Source organism: [Clostridium] symbiosum (genome assembly GCA_036419695.1).
Lineage (GTDB): Bacteria > Bacillota > Clostridia > Lachnospirales > Lachnospiraceae > Otoolea > Otoolea symbiosa_A.
The window spans coordinates 4,070,657-4,088,921 of sequence record CP143946.1 but is presented as its reverse complement, the minus strand read 5'-3'; the positions used below and the strand labels follow the sequence as shown (position 1 = coordinate 4,088,921).

Below are 18,265 nucleotides of genomic sequence, written 5' to 3'. Positions count from 1 at the left end.
GGAACTTCATGCCAGGCGAAAACTTCATGCCGGACGGGAAATTCAGCGGGACATTATGGTGAAATGGGCGATATAAAGGAAGGTAATATACAATGAAAGCAATCATGATTGATAAGCCGGGAGAAATCCGCGTGGCGGAAATTCAGGATGCAGAGTGGAGGGAAGGGTGTGCGGTCATCGAGGTGAAGGCTCTGGGGGTCTGCGGTTCCGATGTCCACGCCTATGCGGGAAAGAGTCCGAACGTATCATATCCTCTTGTGATAGGGCATGAAACGGCCGGGATTGTCACGGAGGTGGAGGAAGGAAATTCCTATGGGATCAGAAAGGGCGACCGGGTCGTCCTGGATCCGTATCTTTACTGCGGTTCCTGCTATCCCTGTTCCCAGGGAAGAACGAACTGCTGCGAATCCCTGAAAGTTCTGGGAGTGCAGACCGGGGGCAGTATGAGCAGATATTTTACACACCCTCTGAGCCATATGGTGAAGGTGCCGGACTCCATGACATGGGAGGAACTGGCCGTGACCGAGCCTCTTGTCATTGCACTCCATGCGGTTCACAGCCTGAAACTGAAAGAGGGCGAGCACATCGCAATTATCGGAGCCGGGGCCATCGGCATGCTGGTGGGGATGGCGGCTCTGGCTTACGGAGGAATCCCCATTATGGTGGATATTGTGGATCAGAGGCTGGAACTGGCAAAGACTTTGGGTATAACGCATACCGTGAATTCCATGACGGATGATGCGGTTTCTTATATCAAAGAGATAACCGGCGGACGGATGGCGGAATGTGTATCCGAGGTTTCGGGTTCTGCGGCCGGAGTCAGGAATGCGCTGGACTATGCAGCGTCCACGGGAAGAGTGGCGCTTACCGGCTGGCCGAATAAGCCGGTAGAACTTCCCACTGCAGTGGTTACAAGAAAAGAGCTGCAGATTATCGGTTCGCGGACCGGAGTGACAAAGGAATTTGTGGAGGCGGCAGAGCTGATTTCTTCCGGCAGGGTTCCGGCGGCCAACATCATTTCAAAAGCAGTTTCCTTTGAGGAACTGCCGGAGGCGATTGCCCACCTGGACGCCTGCCCGGGAGACTGGCTGAAGCTGATAGCATTATTATGATAATAGAAGGCGTAATATTTGATATGGACGGCCTGATGTTCGACACGGAACGGCTCGGACTGGAGGGCTGGAAAAAAGCCGGCAGGATACTTGGATATCCTGTCGGCGAAGAAATGGTGGCCGGAATCAGGGGCTGCAACCGTGAGGATGCAAAACGGAAATTCAAAGCGCGCTACGGCGGGAATTTCGACTACGAGCAGGCTCTTCAGATACGGCTTAAATATGCCGAAGACAGGATAAGAGAACTGGGAATACCGGTCAAACCGGGACTTTACCAGCTGTTGGAAATTCTGAAAAATAAGAGAATCCCCATGGGCGTCGCCACCGGAAGCAGCCGGCAGACGGCATTGTCCAATCTGGAAAACGCCGGTATCCGGGAGTATTTTAATGTGATAGTCTGCGGGGACGAGGTGGAGCACGCAAAGCCGTGGCCGGATATTTTCATCAGGACGGCGGAGTGCCTGGGCACGGATTGCAGCAGAACGATGGTCTTCGAGGACAGCTCAAATGGGATTGAGGCGGCGTCACGCGCAGGCTGTATTCCCGTTATGGTGCCGGATTTGACGTGGCCGGATGATGCGCTCAGGGCAAAATGTTACCGGGTGATTGGGAATCTGGGTGAGGCCGGGGGATTTTTTGAGAGGAGATGAGAACGCCGCCGGGACGGCCGGGGGGCGGGATGGTGAGGGGAGGTTGTGAGTCTTCAGTCCCGGGCTGTAGGTTGTGGTGAGGGGGAATCCAGGAGAAAAAATTCCTACGGGGACTCGCTCCCGCTTGTGGAATACGCAGCGGATGCTAGATTCGGTAAAACCTCATCAAGCACCGGCGGATTCCAAGGTCCCCTTCGGAAAGTTTTCTCCTTCCTTCCCCGGGCAGGTTTTCGACGGGACTGAAGACGCGAAGGTTTTCGCCATCCCGAACCCCGGCCTGCGGCCGCTGATTTGTTCTTATTCCTTCAAAGGGGGAGGTATTGTCGCTGCCACTACATTACCTCGAATTCAATCCGAAATACCTTCAAAAGGTAAAAGGTTCACGACTACATAGTGGCCGCGACAAGACCTCCCTCCGCACTTGACGGAAGAGACAGTCAGCCCCTGAAGCCGGCGGACGGGGCAATCTCCTTGGCTGAGTCTTCAGTCCCGTCGACAACCTGCCCGGGGAAGGAGGAGAAAAACTTTCCGAAGGGGACCTTGAAGCCCGCCGGTGCTTAGCGAGAATGCTTTTTCCGAGCTTAGCATCCGCTGCGCGCTTCACCAGCGGGAGCGAGTCCCCGCAGGAATTTTTTTCTCCGGATTCTCCCTCACGACAATCTACCAACCGGGACTGAAGACTCATACACACCCTCCCACTCCCCCGTCCGCCGTCTTACAGAGGCGTCCTCGCATCTCAATTAAATCCCTATTTCCTTATCTGGCAATTCCTCCCTTCATATGATATGATGTAAAAAATAATACATGCATCCAGACACATGGGACGCATTTATAACATCTGCTTAAACATCATACCAGGCCCCAGCCGGGCCTGCCACAGGGGGGAATTATGATAAAAGTATTCTTAGTAGAGGACGAGGCCATCATACGCCGCGGGATACGTGACAATATCGACTGGAATGCCAACGGATTCGAATTTGTGGGGGAAGCGGGGGATGGAGAGTATGCCTATCCTCTTATTTTAAAGACGGAACCGGACATTCTTGTGACCGACGTGAAGATGCCGTTCATGGACGGACTGGAACTCAGCCGTCTTGTGAAAAAGGCGCTGCCCCAGACGAAAATTATTATATTAAGCGGTTATAATGAATTCGACTATGCCAAAGAGGCGATTAAAATAGGCATCAGCGATTATCTTTTAAAACCTGTTACGTCGGTAAATCTGATTGATGCGCTTAAGAAGGTGGCGGAAACTGTCCGGGAGGAGCGGGAGAAGAGCAGGCTCCTGGAACGGTATTTTGTCAGCTATGAGAAGTATACGGAATTCCTGGACAAGACGGATTACAGCGGGGTGGACCGGAAGCTGATAGAAGATTTTCTGAAACTGGGTTCCCTGGACGAGTGCGATCTTTTCGTGGATGAATACTTCCAGGCCGTGGGAGAACACAATTATAAGTCCCTCCTGCTCCGGCAGTATATGGTGATGGATATCTTCTACTGCGTCCAGGAATTCATGAAAGGAATCAACGTCCAATTGGAGGATGTGCCGGAGGAGCGCAGGGATATTAAACTGATTCCCAAGGCGATTGTGAGTGTGGAGACGACGCTGATGTATCTGAAGGATCTCTTTGTTTTTGCGCTGACGATGCGGGACAGGGTTTCGAACGACCGGTACGGCACGCTGATCCGGGAGGCCAGGGATTATATTGCGGAAAACTATGGGAAAAGCGATTTTTCCCTGAATATGATAGCCAACCATATCGGAGTCAGCCCGAGCTATTTCAGTTCCATCTTCAAGCAGGAGACGGGCCAGTCGTTTATCGAATATCTCACAAAGGTCAGGATCGACAAGGCCTGCGAGCTCTTAAAATGCACGACGCTCAGGACGGCGGAGATTGGGGAACGCGTGGGATATAATGATCCCCACTATTTCAGTTCGACGTTTAAAAAGATAACGGGACAGTCGCCGAAGGAATTCAAAGCAAAGGAAGTTAAAAATGATAACTGAGAACAGCAGCCGGGAGACGGCGAGTCAGTCTGAGGACAGGAGAACGGGCCTTAGGAAGGTGACACTGAAGATGCGTCTGACCCTTCTTCTGTTTGTCATAGCAATCCCCCTGACCGGGATGGTGCTGGGAATTCTCGTCATGATCCGCAATTATTCCAATTCGTATAAAAATATCATGGCTAATGTGAAGGTTGCCAATGAGTATAATCTTAAATTCAAGGAAGAGATGGAATACTCCATGTACCGCGTTATGATTGGTCTGATCGATGCGGGTCAGTTTGAGAACGGTGATATTATAGAAGGAGAAAGCCGGTATGCGACCGTAGTCAAGAATCCGGTGAATCTGATTAATTCCGCCCGGTATGCCTTTTCCAATACGGTGGAGCGGACGCCGGGATCGGACAGTGATATTAAAATCAGGGGAATTTTATCATGCCTGGATTCGCTGGAAAAAGCGGTGAACAAGATGATCGGGAATTCCAAGCTGGCCGGAACCTACGATGAAAATTTTAACATTTGGGAAAATGATATCCAGGGGCTCTGTTCCATGATTCAGGACTACATTACCCAGTACAACTACTATGAAATTCTTAAAATGGAAGATTTGCAGAAGGAGCTGGAGTTACATACAAAACAGATTGTAGGAGGATTTCTGGCGCTCCTGGCCGGAGTCCTGGTGGTCGGTTTTACGCTTTCGGTGATGATCACAAAGTCGGTGACAAATCCCATCAACAATTTAAAGCAGACGGCCGAACGGCTGGGACGCGGAGAGCTGGAGGCCAGGGCAAAGATGTGCGGCCTGGAAGAAATCAATGTGCTCGGCAGGACGCTGAACAGGATGAGCGACGAGATTGCAGGGCTGATGGAGAAGACGAGGCAGGAGCAGAAGAACCTCAGGGAGGCAGAGCTGAAGCTTCACCAGGAACAGATTAACCCGCATTTTCTCTACAATACGCTGGATTCCATTGTCTGGATGGCGGAGGGCGGCAATAACCGGCAGGTGGTGGAGATGACCACCGATCTGAGTGATTTCTTCAGGACGGTGCTCTCGGGCGGCAATGATTTTATCACGATAGCCGAGGAAGAGTCCCATATCCGCAGCTATCTGAAAATCCAGAAGATCAGATATGAGGACATTCTGGACTACAGGATCAATATTGAACCGTCAATCAAGGACAAGATTGTCCTTAAAATGATTCTCCAGCCGATTGTGGAGAATGCCCTGTACCACGGGATAAAAAATAAACGGGGAGGCGGTTCCATTACCGTGCGCGGCTACGAGGACAGGAACGGAATCGTCTTTGAAGTGGAGGACAACGGAATCGGAATGGACGAAAAGATGCTCCGCAGCCTGAGACAGAAGCTTAAGGGCAACGGCAATATCGAGGTCAGCAAAAAAGGCGGTTTTGGCTTGAATAATGTGGCGCAGCGGATTAGGATGTATTATGGGGAGGGAGCCGACATCACGGTTGAGTCGGAACCCGACGTGGGAACCTGCATCAAAGTGTACCTGGGAAGCTTTTTAAAAGAAAATCGAAAAAAATCATAAACTTTTCGAAAAAAATCACAAGTTTTTTCTCTTGACCGGGGGAAAATCCGGAAAAAGGATGGAAAACAGTGAAAAAATTTTAACCTTTTTCAAAAGATGCTCTGTTTATAAATTGCAGGGCATCTTTTATAATATAAACATAAAGATGATAAGTAAAAAATACTTTTCACTTTGAAAAGACGATGGACAGACAAGATTCTTTCCACCGGACGCAATGGAAAACAGCGACAAAAAGTAACCCAAAAACAAGGAGGAAGAAGTACTATGAAAAAAAGATTTTTATCAGCAGCTCTTACCGTGGCAATGGCAGTGTCCATGACAGCATGCTCCAGCAAACCGGCTGAGACAGCACCGGCAACCGAGGCGGCAGCACCTGCAGAGACTGAAGCAGCAGCCGCAGAAACAGAAGCAAAAGAGGCAGCAGCAGAGACAGGTGACAAAGAGCTCATCACAGTCGGATACGCACAGGTTGGCGCCGAGTCTGACTGGAGAACCGCTAATACAGAGTCTTTCAAATCTACATTTACGGAAGAAAACGGCTACAAGCTCATTTTTGACGACGCTCAGCAGAAACAGGAAAACCAGATTAAGGCAATCCGTTCCTTTATCCAGCAGGATGTAGATTACATCGTAGTAGCTCCTGTAGTTGAGACAGGATGGGAGACCGTTCTTGAAGAAGCAAAAGAAGCAGGCATCCCGGTTATTCTTTCCGACCGTATGATGCAGGTATCTGACGATTCCCTCTTTGAAGCATGGGTAGGCGGAAACTTCGTTAAAGAAGGCGAGACATGCGGAAACTGGCTGGCTGATTACTTAAAAGCACAGGGACGCGAAGGCGAAGACATCAATATCGTAACAATCCAGGGTACAATCGGCGCATCCGCTCAGGTTGGCCGTACAGAAGGTTTTGCAAACATCCTCAAAGAGCATTCCAACTGGAAAATGCTTGATATGCAGACAGGTGAATTCACACAGGCTAAGGGACAGGAAGTTATGGAGTCCTTCTTAAAGAGCTATGACGACATCGATGTTGTAATCTGTGAGAACGACAATGAAGCATTCGGCGCAATCGATGCCATCAAGGCAGCAGGCAAAACATGCGGACCAGACGGCGACATTATCGTAGTTGGCTTCGATTCTGTTAAGGCAGCATTTGAATCCATGATCGCAGGCGACTTAAACGCAACGTTCGAGTGCAACCCACTTCACGGACCACGTGTAGCTGAAATCATCCAGAAACTGGAAAAAGGCGAGACAGTTGAGAAGATTCAGTACGTAGATGAAGCATACTTCGATACAAGCATGGATCTTGAGAACATCTTAAAAGAAAGAGCATACTAATTAAACATATCTACATAGGCCAATATTGATTTAGTAATCAGGAGGCGTGGGGCCGGAGGCTTAGGTTTCCTCCCTGCGTCTCCTTTTGTGTGTAAAAAAGGAGGCAAAGCTTTTATGGAAAAGGATTCCGTTCTTGAAATGAGGCATATATATAAGACATTCCCAGGTGTAAAAGCTCTGCAGAATGTGGATTTCACCCTCAAAAAAGGTGAGATACATGCCCTGATGGGTGAAAACGGCGCTGGCAAGTCCACGCTGATTAAAGTTCTGACAGGAGTAGAGGAGTTTGAAACGGGGGAAATCATGATCGACGGCTGTGATCACACCATCATCAACCGCAGCCCTCAGGAAGCGCAGCAGAAGGGTATCAGTACCGTTTATCAGGAGATCAACCTCTGTCCGAACCTGACGGTAGCGGAAAATCTCTTTATCGGCAGGGAACCGAGAAGAGGGGGGCTGATCGACTGGAAGACCATGAACAGGAAAGCAAGTGAGCTGTTAGACAGCCTTGATATAAATGCAGATGTTACGAAGACGATTGACAATTACTCCATCGCGATCCAGCAGATGATCGCAATTGCCCGCGCCGTGGATATGTCGGCCAAGGTCCTGATCCTGGATGAGCCGACATCCTCACTGGATGACGGAGAGGTGGAGAAGCTTTTTGACCTGATGAGGAAACTCAGGTCGGAGGGGGTCGGGATCATCTTCGTTACTCATTTCCTCGAGCAGGTATATGCGGTATGCGATAAAATTACGGTGCTCAGAAATGGCCAGCTCGTAGGCCAGTACACAACGGCGGAGCTTCCGAGGGTACAGCTTGTAGCCAAGATGATGGGCAAGGACTTCGACGACCTGGCGGCTATTAAGGAGGAAAAAGGAGCCGAGATCGTACATGGCGAGGACGATATTGTCATTAAGGCGGCCGGACTCGGAAAGAAAGGTTACATAAAACCGTTTGACCTTGTGATCCATAAAGGCGAGGTAATCGGCTTTACCGGGCTGCTCGGTTCGGGAAGATCGGAGACGGTCAGGGTGATTTACGGGGCGGAGCGTTCCGACGAGGGAGAACTTTCCATCAAGGGAAAGAAAATATCGGCGAAACATCCGATTGCTTCAATGAATGAAGGCATGGCTTACCTGCCGGAGGATCGGAAGAACGAGGGCATCATCGCGGATTTGTCCGTCAGGGAAAACCTGATTATGGCCCTTCAGGCAAAGCGCGGCATGTTCCGTCTGCTCAGCAGAAAACAACAGGAAGAATATACGGATAAATATATCGAAATGCTCCAGATTAAGACGGCCAGCCGGGAAACTCCGATTAAATCGCTGTCGGGCGGCAACCAGCAGAAGGTAATTATCGGAAGATGGCTCCTGACAAATCCGGATTTCCTGATTCTCGACGAGCCCACCAGAGGTATCGACGTCGGCACCAAGACGGAGATTCAGAAGCTGGTTGTGAAACTGGCGGAAGAGGGCATGGCTGTGGTATTTATCTCTTCTGAAATTGAGGAAATGCTCAGAACCTGCGACCGCATGGTGGTAATGCGTGACGGCGCAAAGGTCGGGGAGCTGGACGGGGAAGAAATGAACCAGTCAACGATTATGTCAACCATTGCAGGAGGTCAGTAATATGAAAAATGATACTTTAAAGAAAATAACATCACAGCGGCTGTTCCTGCCGATTTTCTGCCTCGCTCTGGTGCTGCTCGTCAATGTCGTAACGACTCCGAACTTCTTTGCCATTTCACTCAGGGACGGGGTGCTCTACGGATACATTATCGACATTATCAACCGTGCTTCGGAGCTTGTTATTCTGGCAATCGGCATGACTCTTGTCGTTTCCTCATCGGCCGGAACCGATATTTCCGTCGGCGCCATCATGGCGGTGAGCGCGGCGGTTTGCTGTAATATCTTATCGGGCGGCGAGAGGGCGGCGACGGAATTTGCCAACCCGTTGTTTCTGGGATTTATCGCTGCCATTGCGGTAGGAATCCTCATCGGCTGCTTTAACGGATTTCTCGTTTCCAAACTGAATATCCAGCCGATGGTTGCGACACTGATTATGTTCACGGCGGGCAGAGGTATCGCCCAGCTGATTACAGACGGACAGATTACTTATGTCCGCGTCGACAGCTACAAAATTCTCGGTGCTTCCTTCCCAGGAGTTCCGGTTCCGACGCCGTTTATCGTGGCAATCGTAGTTGTGGCCGTGACATCGATTATACTTAAGAAGACGGCCCTCGGCATGTATATCCAGTCGGTCGGCATCAACAAGAGAGCTTCCAGGCTGATTGGTATCAAATCAGTCATGATTATTTTCCTTACCTATGCGTACTGCGGCCTTTGTTCCGGCCTTGCAGGGCTGATTTCATCCAGCCGTATCTATTCGGCGGATGCCAACAACATCGGTCTTAACATGGAACTGGATGCCATCCTGGCTGTTGCCATCGGAGGCAACTCACTGGGCGGCGGTAAATTCTCCATCGCAGGTTCTGTAATCGGAGCTTATACCATCCAGGCGCTGACGACCACGCTCTACGCGATGCACGTTTCTTCCGACCAGGTACCGGTATATAAGGCGATTGTCGTAGTGATTATTGTAACGCTCCAGTCACCGGGATTTGAGAGATGGCGTAAATCTCTTGCCAAAAAGAAAGAATTAAGACTTGCATCGGAAAAGGAGGCAGCATAATGAAGAATAAGAAACAACTGAACCAGACCAGCTTCCTTCTCCTGATTACAATTGTGCTTTTCTTTGTGATGTATGGAATCGGATGCGTACTGTTTAAGGACCAGGGCTTTGCCAAGACACAGAACTTTTTAAATCTTTTCATTTCCAACGCCGGGCTGATTGTAATCGGCATCGGCATGACGATTGTCATGATTACGGGCGGAATTGATATCAGCGTCGGTTCCTTCGTAGCCATGGGCTGCATGATGCTTGCATGGATGATGGAAAAAGGCGGAATCGGAGCCGTTCCAGCCGTTATCATCGTATTGATTACGGGAATTGTGTTCGGCCTTGTACAGGGATTTTTAGTCGCCTATATGGATATCCAGCCATTTATCGTAACGCTGGCGGGCATGTTCTTTGCCAGAGGCATGACGGCGATTATTTCTAAAGATATGATCAGTATCACCAATGAAACTTTTATGGCATGGGCGAAAGCCAAGATATATCTTCCCTTCGGCGGATATCTGAATAAAAAAGGCATGTTGATTCAGCCGTATATCTATCCGACCGTTGTAATTGCCCTCGCGCTTCTCGTGCTTGCGTTTATCATGCTGAAATACACAAAGTTCGGCCGCAGCATTTACGCGGTGGGCGGAAACCAGCAGTCCTCCCTTATGCTTGGTTTAAATGTGCGCATGGTGAAACTGAAAGCCTATGTGTTAGACGGATTTTTATGCGGAATCGGAAGCGTTCTCTTCTGCCTTAACACACTGGGCGGATTCGTGGAACAGGCCAAAGGCTTTGAGATGGACGCCATCGCATCCTCCGTCATCGGCGGAACGCTCCTGACGGGCGGCGTCGGAAACGTGGTGGGTACGCTGTTCGGCGTTATGATTAAGGCGACGATTGAGGCGTTTATCACATTCCAGGGTACGCTGTCGTCCTGGTGGACCAGGATTACGATTGCGGCTCTGCTGTGCTTCTTTATTGTACTGCAGTCGGTGTTGGCGATGATGAAGAAGAAAAAGTAGTTGAGGAATGGTGGAAATTGGTTAGGATACTGCGGCGGTAGGGGTCGCGGGGCGGAGGGGGAGAGGTAGGGTGGCGGCCCTGCTTTGGCGGCTGGAGCCTGAGTGTGTTGAAGGGTGGAGCGTGAGTTTGTGTGGGCTTGGTATGAAAGGTTAGCGGAGAGAGTTGGCTGTTGATTGGCTATGAAAGGTTAGTAAAGGGAGTGTTCGCTGCTGATTGGCTATGAGAGGCTAGCAGAGTGAGTGTTTCGCCGCTGATTGGCAGTAAAAAGTTTGAAGTGCTGCTTTTTTATGATTGATGCTATTGTTGAGGTTATTTTAGGGTGAATATCAGGAGGATAAAGGAATGCTTGTAACAGGAAAGAATTATAAATTTTGGTTTTGCACCGGGTCTCAGGATCTTTATGGGGAGGAGTGTCTTGCGCATGTGGCGGAGCATTCCAGGGTGATTGTGGAGGAGCTTAATAAGAGTGGGAATCTGCCGTTTGAGGTGGTTTGGAAGCCTACTCTGATTACGAATGAGGTGATTCGCCGGACGTTTAATGAGGCGAATCAGGATCCGGAGTGTGCGGGCGTGATTACGTGGATGCATACGTTTTCACCGGCTAAGAGCTGGATTCTGGGACTTCAGGAGTACAGGAAACCTCTCTGCCATCTGCATACCCAGTTTAACAGGGAAATTCCCTATGATGCGATTGATATGGATTTTATGAATGAGAACCAGTCGGCGCATGGCGGCAGGGAATACGGACATATTGTCAGCAGGATGGGAATTGAGAGAAAGGTGATTGTAGGGTATTGGGCTGATGAGGAGGTTCAGGAAAGACTGGCGTCCTGGATGCGCACGGCGGTGGGCGTGATGGAGTCTTCCCACATCCGCGTGATGCGTGTGGCCGATAATATGAGAAATGTGGCTGTTACGGATGGCGATAAGGTGGAGGCACAGATTAAGTTTGGCTGGGAGATTGACGCTTATCCCGTCAATGAGATTGTGGACGCGGTAAATGCCGTTTCCAAGGCGGATACCGATACTCTGGTGGAAGAGTATTATGATAAATATGATATTCTGCTGGAGGGCAGGGATGAGAAGGAGTTCCGCAGCCATGTCGCGGTTCAGGCCCAGATTGAGATTGGGTTTGAACGTTTCCTGGAAGAGAAGAATTATCAGGCTATTGTAACTCATTTTGGGGATCTGGGAGGACTGAAACAGCTTCCGGGCCTTGCGATTCAGAGGCTGATGGAGAAGGGCTACGGCTTCGGCGCGGAGGGCGACTGGAAGACGGCGGCCATGGTGCGCCTGATGAAGATTATGGCGGCTAATACAAAGGATGCCAAGGGAACGACGTTTTTTGAGGACTATACATATAACCTTGTAAAAGGCCGCGAAGGAATTCTTCAGGCCCATATGCTGGAGGTTTGCCCGACGATTGCCGATGGAAAAATTGCAATCAAGGAGTGCCCGCTCTCCATGGGCGACAGGGAAGATCCGGCGAGACTTGTGTTCACATCAAAGGAGGGCCATGGCGTGGCGACATCGCTCATTGACCTGGGAGACCGTTTCCGTTTGATTATCAATGATGTGGAAGTTAAGAAGGCTGAGAAAGAAATGCCGAAGCTGCCGGTGGCAACCGCATTCTGGACGCCGGAACCAAACCTGGAAACAGGAGCGGCGGCATGGATTTACGCGGGCGGAGCACACCATACCGCATTCTCCTATGACCTGACTGCCGAGCAGATGGGTGACTGGGCTGCCTGCATGGGCATTGAGGCCGTTTATATTGATAAGGATACAAATATCCGCCAGTTCAGAAATGAGCTGAGATGGAACGAGGCATATTACAAATTCAGGTAACAGTTCGGGACGGCGGGGGCAAATCCATTCTGGAAGATGTCTCTGTCCGACCTGTTCCTACTATCAAAAATAAAGGATGATGAGAATGAGCCGCAGCATAGAGCAGATTAAATTGAGCATTGAAGAAGGAAAAACGGCGCTGGGTATTGAGTTTGGTTCCACGAGAATTAAGGCTGTGCTGACCGACGAAACCATGGCTCCTGTTGCACAGGGAAACCATGACTGGGAGAACCGTCTGGTAAATAATATCTGGACCTACACGATGGACGATATCATGACGGGACTTAAGGACTGCTACGGTGATCTGGCCCGCGATGTGAAAGAAAAATATGGGCTGGAACTTAAGACGGCCGGTTCCATCGGAGTCAGCGCCATGATGCACGGTTATATGGCATTTGATAAGAACGGGGAACTTCTTGTTCCCTTCCGGACATGGAGAAATACAATTACACAGGAGGCGTCGGAAAAGCTGACGGGGCTTTTCGGCTACAACATCCCCCAGCGCTGGAGCATTGCCCATCTTTACCAGGCAATTTTAAACGGTGAGGAACATCTTCCGGATATTGCTTATCTGACCACCCTGGCCGGTTTCATCCACTGGAAGCTGACGGGCAGAAAGGTTCTGGGAGTCGGAGACGCCTCCGGTATGTTCCCGATCGACACGGCGACGGGAAATTATAACCATATAATGACGGAGCAGTTTGACGCTCTGACTGCCCCGAAGGGGTATCCGTGGAAACTTTGCAGCATTCTTCCTGAGGTTCTGGCAGCCGGAGAAGAGGCTGGAACACTGACGAAAGAGGGAGCGGCGCTTTTGGATGCATCGGGCCTTCTGGAGGCCGGAATTCCTCTCTGCCCGCCGGAGGGCGACGCGGGAACCGGAATGACGGCGACCGACAGCGTGGCGGTCCGCACCGGAAACGTGTCGGCGGGAACATCCGTTTTCGCCATGGTAGTCCTGGAAAAAGAACTGTCCAAAGTCTACCCGGAGATCGATCTGGTAACGACACCGTCCGGGAACCTGGTCGGAATGGTCCACTGTAACAACTGCACCTCGGATTTAAATGCCTGGGTAAACCTGTTTAAAGAATATTCACAGTCAATGGGCATGAAGGTGGATATGAATGAACTGTTCGCCGCCTTATACAATAAGGCGCTGGAAGGAGATGCCGACTGCGGCGGCCTGCTTTCTTACTGCTATCTGTCGGGAGAGCCAATCACCGGATTTGAGGAGGGACGCCCCCTGTTCATGCGCACCCCGGACAGCCGCTTCAACCTGGCCAATTTCATGCGCACCCACCTTTACAGCTCCCTGGCAACCCTGAAAATCGGTCTTGATATCCTGTTCAGGGAGGAGGGCGTCACCCTCGACAACCTGATGGGCCACGGCGGCCTCTTCAAGACAAAAGGCGTAGGCCAGAAAATCATGGCCGACGCCGCCAGAGTACCGGTATCCGTAATGGAAACAGCCGGGGAAGGCGGCGCCTGGGGAATCGCCGTTCTTGCATCCTATATGCGGGACAAAGAAGAAAACGAGACACTGGATCACTTCCTGGATACAAAAGTATTCGCCGGTGAAAAAGCAGTCAGAATTGAACCGGACGAAGCAGGAGTAAAAGGATTCGACGCCTTTATCGCGCGCTACAAAGAAGGTCTCGCCACAGAACGTGCGGCAGTAGAAAGCATAAAAATGCAGTAATCCCGCGCCGCCAAAATGGCGGGCGATTAACCGGACGGCCGGAAAGGCAGCGGGGACAGTGTCGCAATGAGTGCAAAAAGGATGCAAAGTCCAGCATCAAAAAATCCAACTTAGAGGTGAAAATCATGCTGAAACATCTGAAAAAAAAAGTATACGAAGCCAACATGCAGCTTCCGCAGTATGGCCTGGTCACCTTCACCTGGGGAAATGTCTCAGGGATTGACCGTGATAGAGGCCTGTTTGTAATCAAGCCGTCCGGCGTCGATTACAGCGATTTAACTCCGGAAGACATGGTGGTGATGGATTTAAAAGGCAATAAAATAGAAGGGGATATGAACCCCTCCTCCGATACGAAAACACATCTGGAACTATACAACCGTTTCCCGCAGATAGGCGGAATTGTGCATACCCACAGCCCGTGGGCGACATCCTGGGCACAGGCGGGGAGGGATATTCCGTGTTACGGGACGACCCATGCCGACTACATCTACGGCAGCATCCCATGCGTCAGAAATCTGACGAAAGAAGAACTGGATGAGGACTATGAACGGAATACGGGCATCCTGATTGCGGACGCTTTCGAGGAAAGAAAGCTGGACTGTATGGCGGTTCCCTGTGTGCTTTGCAAAAATCACGGTCCCTTTACCTGGGGAACCGATGCGTTTAATGCGGTGCACAACGCAGTGGTTTTAGAAGAGGTGGCGAAGATGGCGGCGCGGTGCGAACAGATTAACACGCAGGTGGAGCCTGCCCCCCAGTGGCTCTTAGATAAGCATTACATGAGAAAACATGGGCCACATGCGTATTATGGACAAAATAAGTAGGGATTTAGTTGAGATGCGAGGACGCCTCTGTAAGACGGCGGACGGGGGAGTGGGAGGTTGTGTATGAGTCTTCAGTCCCGGTTTGTAGGTTGTGGTGAGGGGGAATCCAGGAGAAAAAATTCCTACGGGGACTCGCTCCCGCTTGCGGAATGCGCAGCGGATGCTAAGACGTCAAAGAACGTCTAAGCACCGGCGGATTCCAATGTCCCCTTCGGAAGTTTTTCTCCTTCCTTCCCCGGGCAGGTTGTCGACGGGACTGAAGACTCAGGGAAGGATATTGCCCCGTCCGCCGGCTTCAGGGGCTGATTGTCTCTTTCGTCAAGCAATTTGGTGAAATGTCAAGAGGTAAATGAAAAAGATTTTCTATAAGAAAGGTAACTTTAATAGACCTACGATTCAAAAGAAACGTAAGTTCGGTATATACTATGGATTACCTACTCTTTTCCACAGAGTAGAGTTGGCTTTTGTCCAGCAGTCCAAAAAGCATACGTATCAGTTTACGGGAAGTCAACGCGAGTGCTCGTTTGTGCCGATGGGTTCTCACCTCAGCAAATTTTTTGTCATGAAAGGCCTTGTATTCCGGACAGTGATTCATGACACTGCCTGCGGCCTCTATCATGTAATAACGCAGATAACGGTTGCCGGCTTTATTCATAGGCGTGTCTTCTGCATCAAATATCCCGGACTGGTTTTCCTTCCAGACAATGCCACAATACTTGGCAAGTGCATCGTTGTTTTTGAAACACTTGATTGTGCCGATTTCAGCAAGGATACCACTGGCATAAACCTTGCCGATTCCGGGAACGGAGTTGAGGATCTGGTACTCGGTAGGGTTCAGCCCCTTCACCGTCCTTAAAATGGCATCATCAATTGCTTTGAGTTCTTTTTCAAATGCATTGATACAGTTAAAAGAACACCCAATGGAGACCGTCAGCGGTTCATAAAGACACTTGTCCAGCCGGTAGGAATTAGTGGCCGCCTTTTGAAGCAGATAAGTGGTCTGCTCCGGATCGGAGATTCGTCCACGGCTCTTGGAGCTGATGAATGCAACCAGCTCATCGACCGAAGCATTTACAATGGCCTCGGTCGAAAGGTATTCCGTAAGGACTGCTTCTGCGGTGGCACCATATTTGTCAGAAAAAGGATGTTCCTCCTTGTTCAGCATGGCAAACTCACTGAATTTGAGGAAGATGTTGTTGAGCATGTAGGTTTTCTCCTTGGCCATACATTCCGTAATGTGAAGCCGGTGCCTGGTAAGGCGCTGGAGGGCAAGATACTGTGCCCCACGCCACGGCTGGGTTTTAATCCGCCCTACCCTGGCGAAATCGGCAATGACAAAGGAATCGATCCCATCGTTCTTATCAAGGGAATTGAAGGATCCTTTGTACTTTGCCACTTCCTTGGGGTTAAGGCAGTAAACCTTCGTGCCGAAAGGGGCCAGCCTTTCGCAGGTGGAAAGGTAATTGGCAATGTGGACGCCATAAAAACCGGTAGACTCCAAACCGATGATAACGGAAAGGAACTCATGGTGCTGTTCCAGAACTTCCACTATCATCTGCCCCATCCTCTCAGCGCCATACTGGGCGTTAGGGATGGGGACCATGCGGATAAGGAAGTCCTGCTCGAAATTCAAAGCAGAGATAACGTTTAAGCGGGAACCAATGTCGATTCCAACAAAAAGCGTTGACAGGTAATCGGTTTTCTTCATGTGTAATCACCACCTTTCATGTAAGAATGGGGAAACATAGCCAAAGCTTATCCCGATTCGGTGTACCGGCTGCAACCTCGCGATATCAGCATTGAACCAGTAGAAATACCCTGCTGGAGGCTGGAACTGGTGATGCAGCATTTGTGTAAGCAGTCATGGCACACCGTCTGGGCTGCAAGCTTGATAAGCAATAGCCAAAGGCTTTGCATGCGGGGGCAGCAGTGACCTTAGCTAAGATTCCACTGAGAACCATTATAGCACCGGGAGGCTTTGATAGAAAGTAACCAGTAAACAGTATAGATGAGAAAAGGATGGACCAGCACTCCTGGAGGAGACCCCTCCTGATATGACAACATAGAAATTCCTTACATCTATACTAGAAAAAAATAAGTTTACAGCCTATGTTAACTGGCTATAAACTTATTATACGAGTGCGGGAAGGGGATTGTCGCGGCCACTATGAAGCTGTGGTATCTGAATTGCTCCGGTATCACATTAACTACTGCTTTGAAGTGTATGAAAAACAGGATAGAACGTTGTTTTGCGCGGTTTTCACTCAGGGTTTCTATTACCTCATCCTAAGTAAAAGCCGGCTCTCTGACAACACAATTCTCACGTTTATAAAGAGACTGTTCCCGGGCATTTGAAGGCCCGTAGTGGCAGCGACAATACCCTCCCCCCTGAAGGGATAGAACAAATCAGCGGCCGCAGGCCGGTTTTCGGAATGTCGATCACCTTCGCGTCTTCAGTCCCGGTCATAACCTTCCCGTGGGGAATCCGGGAGAAAAAGATTCCGCAGGGAACCTGGAAGTCCATCAGTACTTAGGTGGCGTATTTTGGCACCTTAGTACTGTTATGCACTTCAAAGAGCGCAAGCGTTTCCCGAAGGAACTTTTTCTGCCCGGATTCCCCACCCGCGACAACCTGCAAGCCGGGACTGAAGACTCATACCCTTCCCCTCACCATTCCGAACCCCGACCTGACGGCGGCGTTCTCCTTCCTCAATTAACCCCTTTTTTAGGAATTTGTTGAAATATGATTGCATATAGGGAAAAATATAGTAAAATATGGTGGTAGGCAAGTGCTGCAAATCAGTCTGCAGCGAAACAAGCAGTAAACAGCAGCGAAATAAATATGGAGAATGAAAGGCGGAAGCAGAAATGAAATTTTTTATCGACACAGCGAATGTAGATGAAATCAGAGAAGCAAACGACATGGGAATTATCTGCGGCGTAACTACGAACCCATCCCTGATTGCAAAAGAGGGACGTGATTTTAACGAGGTAATAAAGGAGATCACAAGCATCGTAGACGGTCCGATTTCAGGCGAAGTTAAGGCTACTACGGTAAAAGCTGAAGATATGATCGCAGAAGGCCGCGAGATTGCAAAGATCCATCCGAATATGGTAGTGAAAATTCCAATGACGGCAGAGGGACTTAAGGCAGTTAAAGTGCTCTCATCCGAAGGAATTAAAACAAATGTTACCCTGATTTTCACGGCGAACCAGGCTCTTCTGGCGGCAAGGGCAGGCGCATCTTACGTTTCCCCATTCCTTGGAAGACTGGATGACATTTCTACAAGCGGAACCGATCTCATCTATGATATTGTTCAGATTTTCGATAATTACCCGGAGATTTCCACTGAAATTATCTGTGCTTCAACCAGACATCCTCTTCACATTACAGAGTGTGCGAAGGCCGGCGGAGATATCGCCACCGTTCCGTTCAAGGTTCTGATGCAGATGATAAAACATCCTCTGACCGATCAGGGAATTGAGAAATTCAAAGCTGATTATGAGGCTGTATTCGGCAAATAA

Annotated in this window: 14 protein-coding genes; 13 read left to right on the top strand and 1 reads right to left on the bottom strand. The window is 49.9% G+C overall.

Annotated features, from left to right (window positions below; genetic code table 11):
* The first annotated feature begins 92 nt into the window (after positions 1 to 92).
* The 12 genes from V3C10_18430 to V3C10_18375 all read left to right on the top strand — a co-directional run bounded on the left by V3C10_18430 (position 93) and on the right by V3C10_18375 (position 14,926).
* On the top strand, positions 93 to 1,112 hold the full coding sequence (locus V3C10_18430) for an alcohol dehydrogenase catalytic domain-containing protein (protein ID WVP61264.1): 1,020 nt from the start codon (positions 93 to 95) through the stop codon (positions 1,110 to 1,112).
* A complete protein-coding gene (locus V3C10_18425) occupies positions 1,109 to 1,762 on the top strand; it encodes an HAD family phosphatase (protein WVP61263.1) in 654 nt (217 codons plus the stop codon). Before V3C10_18430 ends, V3C10_18425 begins: the two co-directional genes overlap by 4 nt.
* Positions 1,763 to 2,651: 889 nt before the next feature.
* On the top strand, positions 2,652 to 3,770 hold the full coding sequence (locus V3C10_18420) for a response regulator (protein ID WVP61262.1): 1,119 nt from the start codon (positions 2,652 to 2,654) through the stop codon (positions 3,768 to 3,770).
* Positions 3,760 to 5,319 carry a sensor histidine kinase gene (locus V3C10_18415; protein ID WVP61261.1) on the top strand — a complete coding sequence of 520 codons (1,560 nt, stop codon included), beginning with the start codon at positions 3,760 to 3,762 and terminating at the stop codon, positions 5,317 to 5,319. The genes V3C10_18420 and V3C10_18415 overlap by 11 nt, the downstream gene beginning before the upstream one ends.
* 264 nt (positions 5,320 to 5,583) lie before the next feature.
* Positions 5,584 to 6,660, top strand: a complete 1,077-nt coding sequence (locus V3C10_18410; GenBank protein ID WVP61260.1) for an ABC transporter substrate-binding protein — start codon at positions 5,584 to 5,586, stop codon at positions 6,658 to 6,660.
* Positions 6,661 to 6,774: 114 nt separating this feature from the next.
* Positions 6,775 to 8,292, top strand: coding sequence for a sugar ABC transporter ATP-binding protein (locus V3C10_18405; protein WVP61259.1), 1,518 nt, complete (start codon positions 6,775 to 6,777; stop codon positions 8,290 to 8,292).
* Position 8,293: 1 nt separating this feature from the next.
* On the top strand, positions 8,294 to 9,355 hold the full coding sequence (locus V3C10_18400) for an ABC transporter permease (protein WVP61258.1): 1,062 nt from the start codon (positions 8,294 to 8,296) through the stop codon (positions 9,353 to 9,355).
* The gene (locus V3C10_18395) at positions 9,355 to 10,368 is read left to right on the top strand and encodes a sugar ABC transporter permease YjfF (protein WVP61257.1); all 1,014 of its coding nucleotides are present in this window, start codon (positions 9,355 to 9,357) and stop codon (positions 10,366 to 10,368) included. Before V3C10_18400 ends, V3C10_18395 begins: the two co-directional genes overlap by 1 nt.
* A 343-nt stretch (positions 10,369 to 10,711) precedes the next feature.
* Positions 10,712 to 12,217 (top strand): L-arabinose isomerase, encoded by a 1,506-nt coding sequence (araA, locus tag V3C10_18390; GenBank protein ID WVP61256.1) that lies wholly within the window; start codon positions 10,712 to 10,714, stop codon positions 12,215 to 12,217.
* A gap of 85 nt (positions 12,218 to 12,302) precedes the next feature.
* A complete protein-coding gene (locus V3C10_18385) occupies positions 12,303 to 13,916 on the top strand; it encodes an FGGY-family carbohydrate kinase (GenBank protein WVP61255.1) in 1,614 nt (537 codons plus the stop codon).
* Between the two features lie 125 nt (positions 13,917 to 14,041).
* The gene (locus V3C10_18380; protein ID WVP61254.1) at positions 14,042 to 14,740 is read left to right on the top strand and encodes an L-ribulose-5-phosphate 4-epimerase; all 699 of its coding nucleotides are present in this window, start codon (positions 14,042 to 14,044) and stop codon (positions 14,738 to 14,740) included.
* Positions 14,741 to 14,803: 63 nt separating this feature from the next.
* Positions 14,804 to 14,926 carry a hypothetical protein gene (locus V3C10_18375; GenBank protein WVP61253.1) on the top strand — a complete coding sequence of 41 codons (123 nt, stop codon included), beginning with the start codon at positions 14,804 to 14,806 and terminating at the stop codon, positions 14,924 to 14,926.
* Between the two features lie 244 nt (positions 14,927 to 15,170).
* Here V3C10_18375 and V3C10_18370 read toward each other — a convergent pair whose 3' ends face one another.
* Positions 15,171 to 16,448 carry an IS110 family transposase gene (locus tag V3C10_18370; protein ID WVP61252.1) on the bottom strand — a complete coding sequence of 426 codons (1,278 nt, stop codon included), beginning with the start codon at positions 16,446 to 16,448 and terminating at the stop codon, positions 15,171 to 15,173.
* A gap of 1,160 nt (positions 16,449 to 17,608) precedes the next feature.
* Here V3C10_18370 and fsa point away from each other — a divergent pair.
* Complete coding sequence (fsa, locus tag V3C10_18365; GenBank protein WVP61251.1) at positions 17,609 to 18,265, top strand: fructose-6-phosphate aldolase; 657 nt, start codon at positions 17,609 to 17,611, stop codon at positions 18,263 to 18,265.